Source organism: Streptomyces sp. NPDC101178 (assembly GCF_044767965.1).
In the GTDB taxonomy this organism is placed as follows: domain Bacteria; phylum Actinomycetota; class Actinomycetes; order Streptomycetales; family Streptomycetaceae; genus Streptomyces.
Genome location: NZ_JBIWOZ010000005.1, coordinates 15825 through 30722, shown reverse-complemented (window position 1 = coordinate 30722; position 14898 = coordinate 15825). Strand labels below are relative to the sequence as shown.

Sequence of the window (14898 nt, the reverse complement as noted above, 5' to 3'; positions counted from 1 at the left end):
AGTCGAACGTGTCCAACAAAAGGCTGTGAGTGCCCCATTTACTCTTCCAGATGTGAAAATCGTGTGATTGGGTAAGCGCGAACGTGCGGCAGTGTGCGTGTCTGAGCGCAACTGCCGTGGTGGGGCTGGTAAGGGAGAGCACGGCAATGCGGTCGGTCCGGGTACGGATTCTCGCGATTTTCGCGGTTTTGGTCATCGCAGGCGTCGGCGCCTGGCAACTGCTCCCCTCAGGGGAGGGGAAGACCGACGCGATCACGGTCGGGACATCGGACATCGTGACCTCGCTGGACCCGGCCGGCGCGTACGACGCGGGTTCCTGGGCGATCTACAGCAACATCTACCAGTCGCTGATGACCTTCAAGCCCGGCGCCATCGTGCCGGAGCCGGACGCGGCGGAGAGCTGCGCGTTCGTGGGCCAGAAGCTCCAGACGTACCAGTGCAAGCTCCGTGACGACCTGACGTTCTCCAACGGCCGGAAGATCACCGCCAAGGACGTCAAGCACTCCTTCGACCGGATCTTCGCGATCAAGTCGGACGTCGGCCCCTCGGGCCTCTTCCCGACGCTCGACACGGTCTCCACCGAGGGCCGCACGATCACGTTCAACCTGTCCGGCAAGGACGCGACCTTCCCGCAGAAGCTCGCCACCGGCGCGGCGGCGATCGTCGACTCGACCAAGTACCCCAAGGACGAGCTCCGCAAGGGCAACCAGGTCGACGGCTCCGGACCGTACGTCCTCAAGTCGTACGAGCCGAACGCCCGCGCCGAGCTGGTGCCGAACCTCAAGTACAAGGGCGCGCTCAAGAAGATCGGCGAAGCGGTCGACATCCGCTACTTCACCGCGTCCGAGGACCTGCTGGCGGCCTGGAACAGCGGCGACGTCGACATCGCCCACCGCCAGCTGCCGTCCTCCAAGCTCGCGGAGCTGGACGAGGGCGACCCGGAGCTGCGCGTGACCGAGGCGGCCAGCGCCGAGATCCGCAACATCATCTTCAACACCCGCAAGGACTCGCCGTTCGGCGAGAAGAAGGTCCGCCAGGCCGTCGCCGCGCTCCTGGACCGAGGCCCGCTGGTCAGCAAGGTCTACCAGGGCACGGTCGAGCCGCTGTACTCGCTGATCCCCACCGGCTACATCGGGCACAGCACCCCCTTCTTCGACGCCTACCCGTCCTCCGACCCCAAGCGCGCCAAGAAGCTCCTCGACGAGGCAGGCATCCAGACGCCGGTGGCCGTCAACTTCGCCTACCGCGAAGGCGACATGTACACCAAGGAGACCGCCGAGCTCCGGCGCCAGCTGGAGAAGGACGGCCTCTTCGAGGTCTCGGTCAAGGCCGTCGAGTGGACGCGGTACCAGAAGGGGTACGCGGCCGGTGAGTACGACATGTACACCGTCGGCTGGTTCCCCGACTTCCCGGACCCCGACACCTTCAGCCAGCCGCTCGTCGGCACCGGAAACGTCCTGCACAGCGGCTACTCCAGCAAGAAGATGGACCGGCTGATCGCCGCCACGCAGCAGTTCAGCGACCGCGGCCGCACCTCCAACGACTTCAAGGAGATGCAGAAGCTGGTCGGCGAGGACGTACCGCTGCTGCCGCTCTGGCAGAAGAAGGACTACGTCGTCGCCAAGACGGACGTCGCCGGCTCCCAGTACCTCTCCGACGGCACCGGCTTCTGGCGCCTGTGGGAGCTCAGCTGGATCTGACGCACCCGCCCGGGGCGGCCGGTCAGCCGGCCGCCCCGGGCCGCGTCCCGTCCGCGGCGGCGGAGGCCTTGGCCTCACCGCCCGGCATGAACTCCACCAGCAACGCGTGGACCTGCCGTACGAGCGGTCGCAGCACCCGGAAGCGGGAGAGCCCGATCGCGCGTGCGGCGATCGGCGCGGTGCGCTCGACGAGCCGTCGGCTGCGCTCGGCGCCCGGTGAGCGGTCGTACACCCAGAACAGCACCAGCCCCATCTGCATCAGCCAGAGCAACTCGGGGAGCAGCGGCGCCAGTTCGGGATCACTCTTGGTGTCAGAACCGGCGAGGGCCTGGCGGTGGATGGCGATCGCCGCATCGCGGGCCGCCACCGAGTCGTCGGAGAACGGCGAGAGCGGACTGTCCGGGTCGGCCGCGTTCTTGAAGAACTGGGCGGCGAACCGGTGGTAGGGCTCCGCCACCTCCAGCCAGACCAGCAGTACGCCCCGGATCCGCCCGGCCAGCTCCGCCTCGTCCGCCAGGACGGGCCGCACCGCCGCCGCGTGTTCACCGGCGATGCGGTCGTAGAAGCCCTGGACCAGGTGCTCCTTGGAGGAGAAGTAGTAGTAGGCGTTCCCGGTGGAGACGCCCGCCTCCTGGGCGATGGCCCGCATCGTCGTCTTGTCGTAGCCACGCTCGGCGAAGAGCCGGAGCGCCGTTTCGAGAATCAGCGTGCGGGTCTGCTCGCTCTTCGCCGCCTTGCCGGCCGGGACGGTCTTGGCCGCCTTGGCGGGCTTCGCGGCCCCGTTCTCCTGCACGTTCTTCTCTTCCTTCACCACGGGCCCAAGGTTAGCGGGGAGCCCACTGAGCACCCGGCGGCACCGGGCACGCCTGGCCCGGACCGCAGCGCGGAGCCGTTGCCGCCCGGTATCTCGCGGCGGCGAGCACGGTCCCCCGGGCGAACGGCGCTCCGGCCGGCGTGGTCAGCCAGTGGGCCTTGGAACGGTACTTCGCCAGCGCCCAGAGGCAGACGATCCAGGCGGAGGTCCCCCGGTAGACCTGCCCGAGGTCGCCGACCACGGTGATCTCCTCGTACGTGGAGACCGGATCCAGCTCCGGGAACCGCCGCCGCGCCTCGGCCGATCCGGCCGGTACGAGGTCCAGCGGGACGAGCTGGCGCTGGCGGCCGAGCCAGTGCCGCAGGTGCGTGCAGAGCGGGCACCGCGCGTCGTAGAGGACGGTGAGCCGGCGGACCGGAGCGGCGGCTGTCACCGGGCTCACTGCCCCGGCGTCGGCGCGGGCGCTGCCCACGGGCCCGGCGCCCCCGGCCTGGTCCAGCCCTGCGGCGGTACGGGCGGGGTCTGCTCGCGCTCCAGTGCGCTGCGGCGCCGGATGCGGCTGAGCACGTACACATTGCCCAGGTGCATCACGCCGAGCACCAGCAGGACCACGCCGACCTTCACCGAGAGCGCCTCGAAGAGCTCGCGGGCGTCGGCGACCCCGTCGGCGTTCTTGAGGTAGAGCGTGACGAAGCCGAGGTTGACCAGGTAGAAGCCGACCACGAGCAGGTGGTTGACGGCTTCGGCGAGCTTCTCGTTGCCGTGCAGCACGTCGGCGAGGAAGACCCTGCCGTTACGGCTGAGGGTGCGGGCGACCCAGACGGTGAGCGCCACGCTGATCAGCAGGTAGAGGACGTACGCGACCACGGTGAGGTCCATGCCCGACTCCTTTGAACGTGTTCAAAACTACTCTCGGGCATGACTGTAGCCCCCTTCTTGAACATGTTCAAGAAGGGGGCTACAGGGTGTCCGTCAGAGCGCCTTGAGGAGCGGCGCGGGCTCTTCCACCGGCTCCGGCGGCTCGGTCAGCGCGTCCGCGATCTCCGCGCGCAGCGCCTCACCGCGCAGCGGCACCGCCTCCGCCAGCATCTCGGCCCACCCCTCCACCGAGGAGTCCACCGCCTCCCGGAACCCCCGATCGACCGGCCTCCGCGCGAAGGCCAGCGCCACCCCGGCGACCGGCCGCAGCAGCCACCGCCCGCGCACGGTCAGCACGACGGAGACCTGCCAGGAGCCGTCCTCGGCCGGGCGCGGGGTCACCGTCAGACGGGCCTCGGCCAGCCGGTGCACCGCCCGGCCGACGACCGGCGCGCGGGCCGCCGGAGGCGCCGAGAGCGGCTGGTCCAGCGCCGCCCACCAGGCGCGCAGGTCGACCTTGGCGCGGCCCGAGAAGCGGTACAGCGAACCGCCCTGCGGGTTGTGCCCGTCGAGAGACACCTCCAGCTCCCTGGGCGTCCGGGGCTCGCGCACCCGCACGCCCACCCGCATGGACATGCCCTCCTCCGCCACCAGGCTCTCCAGCTCGACGGTCCGGGAGGGCCGCCACTCCCGCAGGACGGTGGCCTCCGGGGCGCCGTCCCGGTCCGTCCCGGGTATCTCCCCGTACCGCGCCCCCGACTCCAGATGACGCCCCTTCAGCAGCCGGAGGCCGTGGATCGGGCGGCCGTCGGGCAGCAGGATCGCGCCGTCCCGCTCCCGGGAGGCGTCGAAGAGGTCCACCACATGGCCGGCGGCCTCCTCGAACCAGTGGCGGTCCAGCGCGGCGACGGTGACGGTGTGCTCGAAACGTGCCATGACGCCGGGCCGCCGCTCAGGCGCTCATCGAGCGGGCCTGGTTGACCTGGCCCATCACGGCGGGAAAGGTGTGCGGGCCCATCGCCGGGATCATCGTGCCGTGGTGGCGGCCGCCGCTGGTGACGGTCACCTGCACGAAGCCCACGGTCCGCTTCTCCTTCATCAGCAGGAAGAGCAGGCCGATCAGGCAGAACAGCGCGAAGACGATCGCCAGCACGATCGCGTGCGCCGGGATCTTCTCCTCCGTGCGCGACATGTCGGTGGCCGTCCAGACCGCGCCCCGGAGCGGCATCGTCCCCGACGGCGTGACGATCGCGTCGCTCATGACGGTGATGTCGCCGATCGACAGCACCGGGACACCACCCTGACCCGGCACCCCCTGGGCCACGGGCAGGTACTGGCCCGGCATCGTCGGCCGGCCCGGATACGGATACCCGTACCCCGGCCCCGGCTCGGTCGCCGACTCGGGGAGCGGCTGCGGATAGCCGTACGCGGGCGTGGCACCCGGCGGCGGATACCCGTACGCCTGGCCGTCGGCCACCGTCGGCGGGTGGCCGGGGTGCTGCTGATGGCCGGAGTGCTGTGGGTGTCCGGGCTGCTGCTGGGGAGGACCCCACTTGTACGCGTCGCCCGCGTACGGATTCGGCTCGCTCATGGGGATCCCCGTTCTCTGCGCGGCTTTCAGCTCCGCACGACCGTACCGCCCATATCGCCCGGACGCAGCAACGGGCCCCGCCCGCCGAGGTCATGACGACGACGGCGGACGGGGCCCGTGAAGGCGGTGCGCCGGGATGCGCGCGGGGATCAGAAGCGACGCGTGATGAGCGCGCGCTTGACCTCCTGGATCGCCTTGGTGACCTCGATGCCACGCGGGCAGGCGTCCGTGCAGTTGAACGTCGTACGGCAACGCCACACGCCGTCACGGTCGTTGAGGATCTCCAGCCGCTGCTCGCCGCCCTCGTCGCGCGAGTCGAAGATGAAGCGGTGCGCGTTGACGATCGCCGCCGGGCCGAAGTACTGGCCGTCGTTCCAGAACACCGGGCACGAGGACGTGCACGCGGCGCACAGGATGCACTTGGTGGTGTCGTCGAACCGCTCGCGGTCCTCGGGGGACTGCAGACGCTCGCGGGTCGGCTCGTTCCCCTTGGTGATGAGGAAGGGCATGACGTCGTGGTACGCCTGGAAGAACGGGTCCATGTCGACCACGAGGTCCTTGAGGACCGTGAGGCCCTTGATGGCCTCCACCATGATCGGCTTGTCCGGGTTGATGTCCTTGATCAGCGTCTTGCAGGCGAGCCTGTTCTTGCCGTTGATCCGCATCGCGTCGGAACCGCAGATGCCGTGCGCGCAGGAACGGCGGAACGTCAGGGTTCCGTCGAGCTCCCACTTGATCTTGTGAAGGGCGTCGAGGACACGCTCCTTCGGGTCGATCTCGATCTGGAAGTCCTGCCACTGGACCTCGTCCGACACCTCGGGGTTGAAGCGGCGGATCCGGAACGTGGCCGTGATGAACGGCGAGTCGGCGAAGCCGGCCTCGGCGTTGCCGGTCTTGTCCAGGGTGGGGGTAGCCATCAGTACTTACGCTCCATCGGCTGGTAGCGGGTCGTCACGACCGGCTTGTAGTCGAGCCGGATCGACTCGGCGCCGTCGGCGGCCACCTCGCGGTACGCCATGGTGTGGCGCATGAAGTTGACGTCGTCGCGGTTGGGGTAGTCCTCGCGGTAGTGACCGCCGCGGGACTCCTTGCGGGCGAGCGCCGAGGTCGCCATGACCTCGGCCAGGTCGAGCAGGTTGCCCAGCTCGATGGCCTCCAGCAGGTCGGTGTTGAACCGCTTGCCCTTGTCCTGGATGGACACGTTGAGGTACCGCTCGCGCAGCTCGGCGATCTTCTCGACCGCCGTCTTGATGGTCTGCTCGGTGCGGAACACCATCACGTTGGCGTCCATGCACTCCTGCAGCTCCGTGCGCAGGGCGGCGACCCGTTCGGTGCCGGTGGAGTTGCGGAGCCGCTCCACCTGGTCGGCGACGAGCTGGGCCGGGTTCTCGGGAAGCTCGACGAAGTCGCTCTTCGCCGCGTACTCGGCGGCCGCGATGCCGGAGCGCTTGCCGAAGACGTTGATGTCGAGCAGCGAGTTGGTGCCCAGGCGGTTGGCGCCGTGCACGGAGACACAGGCGACCTCGCCGGCGGCGTACAGGCCCGGGACGACGGTGGTGTTGTCGGCCAGCACCTCGCCCTCGACGTTGGTCGGGATGCCGCCCATGGCGTAGTGCGCGGTCGGCTGGATCGGGATCGGGTCCGTGTAGGGCTCGATGCCGAGGTACGTCCGCGCGAACTCGGTGATGTCCGGGAGCTTGGCGTCCAGCTGCTCCGGCGGCAGGTGGGTCAGGTCCAGGTAGACGTGGTCACCGGCGGGACCGCAGCCGCGGCCCTCACGGATCTCCGTGTAGATGGAGCGGGACACGACGTCACGGGAGGCGAGGTCCTTCATGACGGGCGCGTACTTCTCCATGAAGCGCTCGCCGTCCTTGTTGCGGAGGATGCCGCCCTCACCACGGGCGCCCTCCGTCAGCAGGATGCCCATGCGCCAGATGCCCGTCGGGTGGAACTGGAAGAACTCCATGTCCTCCAGCGGCAGACCGCGCCGGTAGCAGGCGGCCTGGCCGTCACCGGTCAGGGTGTGCGCGTTCGACGTCACCTTGAAGAACTTGCCGGTGCCGCCGGAGGCGTAGATGACCGACTTCGCCTGGAAGACGTGGATCTCGCCGGTCGCCAGCTCGTACGCGACGACGCCGGCGGACTTCTTGACCCCGTCGACCTCGGTGATCAGCTGGTCCAGGACGTAGAACTCGTTGAAGAACTCCACGCCCTCCTTGACGCAGTTCTGGTACAGCGTCTGGAGGATCATGTGGCCGGTGCGGTCGCCCGAGTAGCAGGCGCGACGGACCGGGGCCTCGCCATGGCTTCGGGTGTGACCACCGAAGCGGCGCTGGTCGATCCTGCCCTCGGGCGTGCGGCCGAACGGCAGGCCCATCTTCTCCAGGTCGAGGACGGCGTCGATGGCCTCCTTCGCGAGGATCTCGGCGGCGTCCTGGTCGACCAGGTAGTCACCGCCCTTGATCGTGTCGAAGGTGTGCCACTCCCAGTTGTCCTCCTCCACGTTGGCCAGCGCGGCGGCCATGCCGCCCTGCGCGGCGCCCGTGTGGGAGCGGGTGGGGTAGAGCTTCGTCAGCACGGCGGTACGGCTGCGCTTGGTCGACTCGATGGCCGCGCGCATGCCGGCGCCGCCGGCGCCGACGATGACGGTGTCGTACTTGTGGATCTGCATGGTTTTCCTCTGGTCCCTCTGTCCCGGCGCCTAGCGGATGTTCGGGTCGAAGGTGAAGATCACCAGCGTGCCCAGCAGGACGGTGAACACCGTGGCGGTGTACAGGAGCATCTTCAGCCAGAAGCGGGTCCTGTCCCGTTCGGCGTAGTCGTTGATGACCGTGCGCAGGCCGTTGCCGCCGTGGAGCATGGCGAGCCACAGCATGATGAGGTCCCAGGCCTGCCAGAACGGCGAGGCCCAGCGACCCGCCACGAAGGCGAAGCCGATCTTGGAGACGCCGCCGTCGAGCACCAGCTGGATCAGCAGGTGGCCGATGACGAGGACGGTCAGGAGGATGCCCGACAGGCGCATGAAGAGCCAGGCGTACATCTCGAAGTTGGTGCGCGATCCCTTGGGCGTCTTGCCGGTCCGCTTGCGCGGCGGCTCGATCACCGGGGCCGGGTTGTCGACGTCGTAGAGGCTCACGCTCTCCACGTCGCCGATCGCGGCTGCGGAAGAAGTCTCGCTGGACATGGGCCTCAGCTCCCGAAGACGTCGCGTACGGCGTGACCGAGGACGGGGTACAGGGCCCCGACCATCAGCACGATCCAGATGCCCATCACGGTCCAGAGCATCTGCTTCTGGAGTCGCGGGCCCTTGGCCCAGAAGTCCACGGCGATGATCCGGAGACCGTTCAGCGCGTGGAAGAGAATCGCGGCCACGAGGCCGTATTCGAGGAGCGCGACGATCGGCGTCTTGTACGTGGCCACGACTTCGTCGTAGGCCTCGGGGGAGACGCGGACGAGAGCGGTGTCCAGGACATGTACGAACAGGAAGAAGAAAATGAGGACACCGGTGACTCGATGAGCCACCCAGGACCACATGCCTTCCCGGCCGCGGTACAGCGTTCCAGCCGGCACGGAAGAACCCTCCGGGAGCGGGGATTGGGGTCGGCCGGCTTGACTGTCGGTCTGACCCGGCCGGGTACGGTCCACCGGCCCCGGCCATCGTAGCGACGCATTGTCGGTTCGTTCGCGCCGGGGCCTCTGGTGTGATCAAAGTGGCAATCAAACAGGCACGTACGGGCTAGGGGGTGTCTTGCCGATCATGGCGGGCTCGATCGGCAGGACGCCCCCTGGAACGGGCCCTTCACGGGCGGCCTGCCCGCCGCCCGGGTGACCGGCTCCGGGTCACCTGCTCCCGGTCACCGGCTCCGGATCACCAGCCCTCGGTGACCAGCTCGACCAGTCGGCTCCGGGCGAGTCGCCGCAGTTCGTCGGCGGTGACGGCCCGCTCCTCGTCCACCTCGTGGGCCAGCCGGACCCGGATGGAGGCCAGGACCTGGTCCACCGCCTGCGAGGGCGGGCAGGCGTCGAGGCAGATCACGAAGGAATGGCCGAATCTGCTCTCGTACGCCGCGTGCGCGGCCCGCAGCGCCAGGTGCGCGGCGCGTGGCGCGTCGTGGTGCAGGCAGGGGGCGGGCTCGGCGGCGAGCGCCTCCGCGATGTCCCGGGGCGCCAGGTCGTACCCCGCCTCGTCGGAGGCGGCCAGCAGGGACGCCAGGTCGTGGAAGGGCCGGTGGGCGGCCATCCGGTGGGCCCAGCGCCCGCTGCCGCAGCACTCCAGGAGCGCGGCCTCCGCGGTGGTGAACGGTGCCTCGTTGAACCGGGCGAGACCGGCCGCCAGGGTGGCGGGGGACGCTCCGGCTCCGCCGCTGACCTGCGGCGGGCGGCGGAGCTGCACGGGTATGGCGGAGGACCCGGCCGGGGGCGCGGACTGCTCGGGCAGGCCGGCGGGGGACTCGCTGGACCTGGACAGCGTGGACTCCTCGATCAATGACATCTGTGCCACGGAAGACGGGCAGGAGGGCAACGAGGTTGCCCGACGGGGGCGTACGCGAGGTGAAACCGGGACGGACACGGGGTGGAAGTGTGACGGTCCCGGGTGGAAGCGAAGATGTTCCCGGGGTGGAAGTGAAGAGAGAGACGAATGTGCAGCAACGCTAGCGAGATCTGTCGGGGGCCGTCCGGGGGAACGGCCAAAAATCACCCGAACGGGAGAGTTACGGAACGTTTGACGGCCGCCTGACCTGCGAGATCTGGCGTTCTGTACGCTCCGCGATCGTCCTCGGTGAGCGGATCGCCGCCACAAATGTCAACCTTTCAGCCTATTCGCTTACCCGGCTCACCCCCCGACCGTTCGCCCTCCACATCCCCCCACTGGCTCCTACTCCGGAGGAATCTGACCGATGTCGCCCTCGCGTGGTGCCCTCGTCACCGGCGCGGCTGTCACGGCCGCGGCCGCCGTCGTCCTCACCGTCGTCGTCTGGCCGGAAGGCTCCGGCAGCCACCCCTCCCGTGACGCGGCCTCACCGTCCGGGACCTCCGCCACCGCGGCCGCCCCGTCGCCGTCCCGCAGCTACCCGCTCTCCACCACCCCGAGCACGATCCCGGCGGTCCGCGAGCACGCCGCCGCGCGCGGTCCCGGCTGGCAGCCGGGCAAGGACAGCTCGATCGTCATAGCCAAGGGCAGCCAGGTGCTCGCCGACGAGGCCGAGCTGCTCGCCAAGGAGCTGAAGCTCCCCTACCGGGGAGCGGAGGCGCCGCGCGAGGGGGACGTCGAGCTGGCGCTCGGCGCGAAGGACCAGGGGCCGGCCGAGTCGTACACGCTCACCGTCCGCGACCGGAAGGTGAGGATCACCGGACCCGACGAGTCGGGCGTCTTCTACGGCACCCGGACCCTCAAGCAGTCGCTCAAGGCCGACAGGACGGTCCCGGAAGGCGTCGTCAACGACCGGCCGGACCGGCCGCAGCGCGGGCTGAACCTCGACATCGCCCGCAAGCACTACAGCGCGGAGTGGATCGAGGACCGCATACGGGAGATGGGCGACCTCAAGCTCAACCAGCTCGGCCTGCACTTCTCCGACGACCAGGCGTTCCGGATCGAGTCGAAGACCCATCCCGAGGTGGTCTCGGAGGAGGCCCTCACCCAGGGCGAGGTCCGCCGTATCGTCGGCCTCGCCAACAGCCTGCACATCGAGGTCGTCCCCGAGATCGACTCGCCCGGACACCTCGGCGCGGTGCTGCGCGCCCACCCCGACCTCCAGCTCCGCAACACCCAGGGCCGCCAGTCGCCGGGGTCCATCGACATCTCGAAGCCGGGTGCGGCGAAGCTGATCGACGAGCTGCTCGACGAGTACACCGACCTGTTCCCCGGGAAGTACTGGCACCTGGGCGCCGACGAGTACCAGGCGCTGATGGTCGGCGACCCGGCCGCCTCGTACCCGCAGCTCCAGCGGGCCGCCGAGCAGAAGCACGGCTCCGGCGCCACCATCGAGGACCTCGCCACCGGCTGGCTGAACGACCGGGCCGAGGTGGTCGAGCCCAAGGGCCGCACCGCCAAGGCGTGGAACGACGGCCTCTTCCGGGACTCGAAGGTCAAGGCGGCCAAGAACATCGAGATCGAGTACTGGACCGGCAAGGAGATCGGCGCCCGGCCGCCGCAGGAGTACCTCGCCGAGGGCTACAAGATGCTCAACCTCAACGACGAGTTCCTGTACTACGTGCTCGGCGAGCCGAACGAGTTCGTCTACCCGACCGGCAAGCGGATCTACGAGCAGTGGACGCCGATGGTCCTGCGCGGCACCGAACCGGTGGCGCAGCGCTACTCGCCGCAGATCCTCGGCGGCCGGTTCGCGGTCTGGGGCGACCTGCCGAACGCGCAGACGACCCAGCAGGTGGCCGACGGCATCAGGATGCCGCTCGTCGCGACCTCGCAGAAGCTGTGGGACCCGCGGAAGCCGGAGCTGACCTGGGCGCAGTTCCAGGAGCTGGCGGGCCGGACGGGCAGCGCGGGCTGACGGAACCCGGGCCGCCGGCGGGCCGTGCGCCCCGGCACCCGGCCGCCGCTGCCCGACCGCCTGGCACCCGCAACGACCGGCCCCGGCGGTCCCGGGCGCGCACCGCTGACAGCCGCTCAGAAGTGACGCTTTTCGGCCAATCGGCGCAGTACGCGGTAGACCGAGGGAGACGTCGATGAGTCTGCTGGAACTGATCGAACGCGCCGACGAGCGAGCGCTCGCCGCCACTGCCGTGGCCTGCCTGGACCGGTGCCTGCCGCTGCTGGCGGGCCCGGCCGGGACCGAGCCGCTGCGGCCGCTCTGGGCGAGCTGCGAGGACGGGCGGGAATGGGCCATCCGCCTCGCGGCCGTCCGTACGGCGATGGACGACGAGGCCGTCAGTGACGGCCCGGCCGCACGGGTGCGCGCGATGCTGGGGGCCGCGCCCTCCGACTTCGCTCCCGCGCCGCTACGGGAGTGGGCCGACGCCTGCTCGCTGGTCGCGCTGGAGATCCACGGCCGCTTCGACGTCCCGGACGGGGAGGTCCCGGTGAACGGGGCCGACCTCCTGAAGGCCGCACGTGACGGGCAGCCGACCGAAGCCGGGCCGCTGGTGGCGGGGGAGCTGGAGCGCCAGATCCGGATCCTGGAGATCCTCGCGGAGACGACCGGCACGGCGGGCAGCGGGGCCGGGGTGCGCGAGGCCCTGGACCTGTCGACGGAGGGGCGCCGGGTGCTGCGCGCGGTGATGTCGCGCCGGGCCCGCGTCCGGGGCTGACGGCGGGAGCGGCTCTTTCGGCGTTCCGGGGCGGCCGCGCCCCGGAACAGCACGGCGAAAAGGCGTCCCGGTTCCGTCGGCCGCGGTGCCTCCGTTCTCGGAACGGATTCACCCTTGAACAGTTCAGAGTGCTGTGCTTGGCTCTTTTCCCAAGGGCGGTCGGGGGCGTGTTGCCCGTCGGGTTCGCCGGGAATTCAAGGGAATTCAGGGGGCATGTCATGGGGCGTTCGGTTCTCGTCACCGGGGGAAATCGGGGAATAGGGAGGGCGATAGCGCTTTCCTTCGCCGAGGCGGGGGACCGGGTCGCCGTCACTCATCGGTCGGGCACACCGCCGCAGGGGGTTCTCGGGGTCCCGTGCGATGTCACGGACACCGACCAGGTGGACCAGGCGTTTCAGCGGGTGGAGGAGGAGCACGGGCCTGTCGAGGTGCTCGTGGCCAATGCCGGCATCACTCGGGACAAACTGCTGGCCGTGATGCGCGACGACGATTTCTCCTCCGTCTACGACACCAATGTGGGTGGCGCCTTCCGGGTTTCCCGTCGCGCCCTGTATCCGATGATGCGGGCCCGGAAGGGGCGCATCGTTCTCATTTCGTCTGTATCCGGAATGATGGGGTCCGCAGGGCAGACGAATTACGCTGCTTCGAAGGCGGCCATGATCGGATTTGCCCGTTCCCTGGCGCGCGAAGTCGCCTCGCGGAACATCACCGTGAATGTGGTCGCGCCGGGAATCATCGACACCGATATGACCGCCGCGGTACCCGAGTCGCGCCAGAAGGAGATGCGGGGGGCCGTGCCACTCGGGCGGAGTGGCACGGCCGACGAGGTGGCGCGGGTGGTGCGCTTCGTCGCGGGCCCCGACGCCGGATACGTCACGGGCGCGGTCATCCCCGTGGACGGCGGGCTGGGCATGGGGCACTGACCCGGGGCGGCACCTGCCTCAGCCTCCCGCGGGCTGCCCCCGGCGGTCCTTAGCGAGGCCGTGGACCGTGCGTTCCAGGCCCGTTCGCAGCGGCACGTCCGGCGTCCACCCGGTCACCGCGCGGAACGCCGAGGCGTCCACGGTGTAGCTGTGGAAGTCGGGCGGCGTGGCATGGGCGGGCGGATCGACGGTGACGACCGGGACCGGTGGCCCGCCGGTGAGCGCCGCCGCGATCTCGGCGACCGAGGTGAACAGGTCCCTGAGCCGGGTGGGCCGCCCGGTGCCCACCACCCAACTGCGCCCCGCCAGTTCGTCGGCGTGGCCCAGCGCGGTGACGAGCGCCCGGGCGGCATCGGTCACGTACAGCATGTCGCGGGCGATCTCCCCGTCCCGCCAGACCGTCAGGGGCTCACCCGCCAGGGCCCGCCGGGCCATCGCGGTCACGACCCCGCGGTCGACCGCCGTCGGGACCGGACAGTCCCCGAACACGGTGGGAAGCCGCACCGAGAGGGCCCGGAGCACGCCCTCCGCCGTGGCCGACAGCAGTGCCTGCTCCGCCAGGAGCTTGTGCCGGTCGTAGACGCTGGCCGGGCGGTCCGGCTCGGTGCCGTCGATGCAGTCGGCGGACGTCAGGCCCACCTGACTCGTGGAGCCGATGAACAGGCAGACGGGGGGCGGCCCCCCGGCCCTTTCGCGCACCGCGTCGATCAGGTCGTGCACCATGCCCACGTTGACCCGTTCGCTCATCGGATCGTTCCCCGTGCGCCAGGCGTGGCTGTCGGTGCGGTGGCAGATCAGGTGCACCACCGCGTCGGCGCCCGCGATGGCGTCGCGCAGGTTGCCGGGGTCGGTGAGGTCGGCGGCCCGGGTCTCCACCTCGGCGACGCCGGGCGGCACCGAGCCGGCCCGCCGAGCCACGAGCCGGAGACGGACCGGGGTGCGCGCGAGCATGGCCGCGACCGCGGAACCGAGGAACCCGGAGGCCCCCAGCACGGTGATCAGAGGGGTACGCCCCGCCGTCGGGCTCGCCGCCGCTCCGCCCGGAGCCGCGCTCATCGGGCCGGTCCCGACATCGGGCCGGGCACCGCGGAGCACAGTTCGGCCTCCAGTTCCAGGCAGGTGGCGTAGTCCGGCAGCATTCCGGCCTCCCGTGCCTCGGCGAGCGTGGGGGCCGACCGGTCGCGGGGGGACAGCACGGGGGGCGGGCTCGGCGCGAGGGGCAGCCCCAGCGCCGGGTCGAACACCGAGACCGCCTTCTCGTCCTCGGCCGAGTACCCGCCCGAGAGCAGGTACGACATCACGGTGTCGTCCTCCAGGGCGGTGAAGGCGTGCCCGACGCCCAGGGGCAGATAGACGGCGCGGAACTCCTCCGCGTCGAGCACCACGGAGTCCCACCGGCCGAACGTGGGGGAACCCACTCGTACGTCGACCACCATGTCGAGGGCCCGGCCGCGCGCGCAGTACACGTACGTGGCCATGCCGGGTGGCGCGGCGGTGTAGTGGACGCCGCGCACCACTCCGCGCCGCGAGCGGCTGTGCGCGGTCTGGGCGAGCGGGAAGGGCGGGAGGCCCACCGCCCCGGCGTACGGATCGCGCTGGAACGGGGCGACGAACAGACCTCGTTCGTCCGGGAAGACGGTCGGGGTGAAGACGCGGGCCCCCTGCACGCCCAGGCTCTTCCATTGCACGGAGTGGTCCTCTCGGTCGGTGCGGTACTGCGGCCGGCGGAGGCCGTGGACCGGTCCG

General features: G+C 70.3%; 16 protein-coding genes. 4 read left to right on the top strand and 12 right to left on the bottom strand.

All coding sequences use genetic code 11. The features are described 5' to 3' along the window. Positions 1-146: 146 nt before the first annotated feature. On the top strand, positions 147-1700 hold the full coding sequence (locus ACIRR8_RS15885; RefSeq protein ID WP_404064431.1) for an ABC transporter substrate-binding protein: 1554 nt from the start codon (positions 147-149) through the stop codon (positions 1698-1700). A 22-nt stretch (positions 1701-1722) separates the two neighbouring features. Here the strand turns inward: ACIRR8_RS15885 and ACIRR8_RS15880 are convergent, their stop codons facing one another. The 10 genes from ACIRR8_RS15880 to ACIRR8_RS15835 form a co-directional block, all read right to left on the bottom strand. After that, the gene (locus ACIRR8_RS15880; protein WP_404064430.1) at positions 1723-2514 is read right to left on the bottom strand and encodes a TetR/AcrR family transcriptional regulator; all 792 of its coding nucleotides are present in this window, start codon (positions 2512-2514) and stop codon (positions 1723-1725) included. Between the two features lie 10 nt (positions 2515-2524). Further along, positions 2525-2956, bottom strand: coding sequence for a thiol-disulfide oxidoreductase DCC family protein (locus ACIRR8_RS15875; RefSeq protein WP_404064429.1), 432 nt, complete (start codon positions 2954-2956; stop codon positions 2525-2527). Further along, positions 2953-3393 carry a hypothetical protein gene (locus ACIRR8_RS15870; RefSeq protein WP_404064427.1) on the bottom strand — a complete coding sequence of 147 codons (441 nt, stop codon included), beginning with the start codon at positions 3391-3393 and terminating at the stop codon, positions 2953-2955. The genes ACIRR8_RS15875 and ACIRR8_RS15870 overlap by 4 nt, the downstream gene beginning before the upstream one ends. A 93-nt stretch (positions 3394-3486) precedes the next feature. Continuing rightward, the gene (locus tag ACIRR8_RS15865; RefSeq protein ID WP_404064424.1) at positions 3487-4308 is read right to left on the bottom strand and encodes a hypothetical protein; all 822 of its coding nucleotides are present in this window, start codon (positions 4306-4308) and stop codon (positions 3487-3489) included. Between the two features lie 16 nt (positions 4309-4324). Then, a complete protein-coding gene (locus ACIRR8_RS15860) occupies positions 4325-4963 on the bottom strand; it encodes a hypothetical protein (RefSeq protein WP_404064421.1) in 639 nt (212 codons plus the stop codon). 149 nt (positions 4964-5112) lie between these two features. Next, entirely contained in the window at positions 5113-5880 is a 768-nt protein-coding gene (locus ACIRR8_RS15855; RefSeq protein WP_364784215.1) for a succinate dehydrogenase iron-sulfur subunit, read from the bottom strand. After that, complete coding sequence (gene sdhA / locus ACIRR8_RS15850) at positions 5880-7634, bottom strand: succinate dehydrogenase flavoprotein subunit (protein ID WP_404064418.1); 1755 nt, start codon at positions 7632-7634, stop codon at positions 5880-5882. Before sdhA ends, ACIRR8_RS15855 begins: the two co-directional genes overlap by 1 nt. Before the next feature lie 30 nt (positions 7635-7664). Next, positions 7665-8147: a succinate dehydrogenase hydrophobic membrane anchor subunit gene (locus ACIRR8_RS15845; protein ID WP_404064415.1), complete on the bottom strand. Its 483-nt coding sequence runs from the start codon at positions 8145-8147 to the stop codon at positions 7665-7667. Positions 8148-8152: 5 nt separating this feature from the next. Continuing rightward, positions 8153-8533, bottom strand: a complete 381-nt coding sequence (sdhC, locus tag ACIRR8_RS15840) for a succinate dehydrogenase, cytochrome b556 subunit (protein WP_078625614.1) — start codon at positions 8531-8533, stop codon at positions 8153-8155. A gap of 298 nt (positions 8534-8831) precedes the next feature. Beyond that, positions 8832-9455: a 2-oxo-4-hydroxy-4-carboxy-5-ureidoimidazoline decarboxylase gene (locus ACIRR8_RS15835; protein ID WP_404064411.1), complete on the bottom strand. Its 624-nt coding sequence runs from the start codon at positions 9453-9455 to the stop codon at positions 8832-8834. A gap of 406 nt (positions 9456-9861) precedes the next feature. Between ACIRR8_RS15835 and ACIRR8_RS15830 the strand changes: the two genes are divergently transcribed. From ACIRR8_RS15830 to ACIRR8_RS15820, 3 genes are all read left to right on the top strand, one after another. Then, entirely contained in the window at positions 9862-11472 is a 1611-nt protein-coding gene (locus ACIRR8_RS15830; RefSeq protein ID WP_404064408.1) for a family 20 glycosylhydrolase, read from the top strand. A gap of 175 nt (positions 11473-11647) precedes the next feature. Further along, the gene (locus tag ACIRR8_RS15825; protein ID WP_404064406.1) at positions 11648-12229 is read left to right on the top strand and encodes a hypothetical protein; all 582 of its coding nucleotides are present in this window, start codon (positions 11648-11650) and stop codon (positions 12227-12229) included. A 218-nt stretch (positions 12230-12447) separates the two neighbouring features. After that, positions 12448-13152 (top strand): beta-ketoacyl-ACP reductase, encoded by a 705-nt coding sequence (locus ACIRR8_RS15820; protein WP_404064404.1) that lies wholly within the window; start codon positions 12448-12450, stop codon positions 13150-13152. Between the two features lie 18 nt (positions 13153-13170). Here ACIRR8_RS15820 and ACIRR8_RS15815 read toward each other — a convergent pair whose 3' ends face one another. Continuing rightward, positions 13171-14208 (bottom strand): NAD-dependent epimerase/dehydratase family protein, encoded by a 1038-nt coding sequence (locus tag ACIRR8_RS15815; RefSeq protein ID WP_404064401.1) that lies wholly within the window; start codon positions 14206-14208, stop codon positions 13171-13173. After that, positions 14205-14840, bottom strand: a complete 636-nt coding sequence (locus ACIRR8_RS15810) for a dTDP-4-dehydrorhamnose 3,5-epimerase family protein (RefSeq protein ID WP_404064398.1) — start codon at positions 14838-14840, stop codon at positions 14205-14207. The genes ACIRR8_RS15815 and ACIRR8_RS15810 overlap by 4 nt, the downstream gene beginning before the upstream one ends. Between the last annotated feature and the right edge of the window lie 58 nt (positions 14841-14898).

Coding starts and splice junctions, on each gene's coding strand:
- ACIRR8_RS15845 (WP_404064415.1), bottom strand. CDS start 8,147: ATGTCCAGCGAGACTTCTTCCGCAGCCGCGATCGGCGACGTGGAGAGC.
- ACIRR8_RS15860 (WP_404064421.1), bottom strand. CDS start 4,963: ATGAGCGAGCCGAATCCGTACGCGGGCGACGCGTACAAGTGGGGTCCT.
- ACIRR8_RS15885 (WP_404064431.1), top strand. CDS start 147: ATGCGGTCGGTCCGGGTACGGATTCTCGCGATTTTCGCGGTTTTGGTC.
- ACIRR8_RS15820 (WP_404064404.1), top strand. CDS start 12,448: ATGGGGCGTTCGGTTCTCGTCACCGGGGGAAATCGGGGAATAGGGAGG.
- ACIRR8_RS15870 (WP_404064427.1), bottom strand. CDS start 3,393: ATGGACCTCACCGTGGTCGCGTACGTCCTCTACCTGCTGATCAGCGTG.
- ACIRR8_RS15830 (WP_404064408.1), top strand. CDS start 9,862: ATGTCGCCCTCGCGTGGTGCCCTCGTCACCGGCGCGGCTGTCACGGCC.
- ACIRR8_RS15815 (WP_404064401.1), bottom strand. CDS start 14,208: ATGAGCGCGGCTCCGGGCGGAGCGGCGGCGAGCCCGACGGCGGGGCGT.
- ACIRR8_RS15865 (WP_404064424.1), bottom strand. CDS start 4,308: ATGGCACGTTTCGAGCACACCGTCACCGTCGCCGCGCTGGACCGCCAC.
- ACIRR8_RS15835 (WP_404064411.1), bottom strand. CDS start 9,455: ATGTCATTGATCGAGGAGTCCACGCTGTCCAGGTCCAGCGAGTCCCCC.
- ACIRR8_RS15855 (WP_364784215.1), bottom strand. CDS start 5,880: ATGGCTACCCCCACCCTGGACAAGACCGGCAACGCCGAGGCCGGCTTC.
- sdhA (WP_404064418.1), bottom strand. CDS start 7,634: ATGCAGATCCACAAGTACGACACCGTCATCGTCGGCGCCGGCGGCGCC.
- ACIRR8_RS15825 (WP_404064406.1), top strand. CDS start 11,648: ATGAGTCTGCTGGAACTGATCGAACGCGCCGACGAGCGAGCGCTCGCC.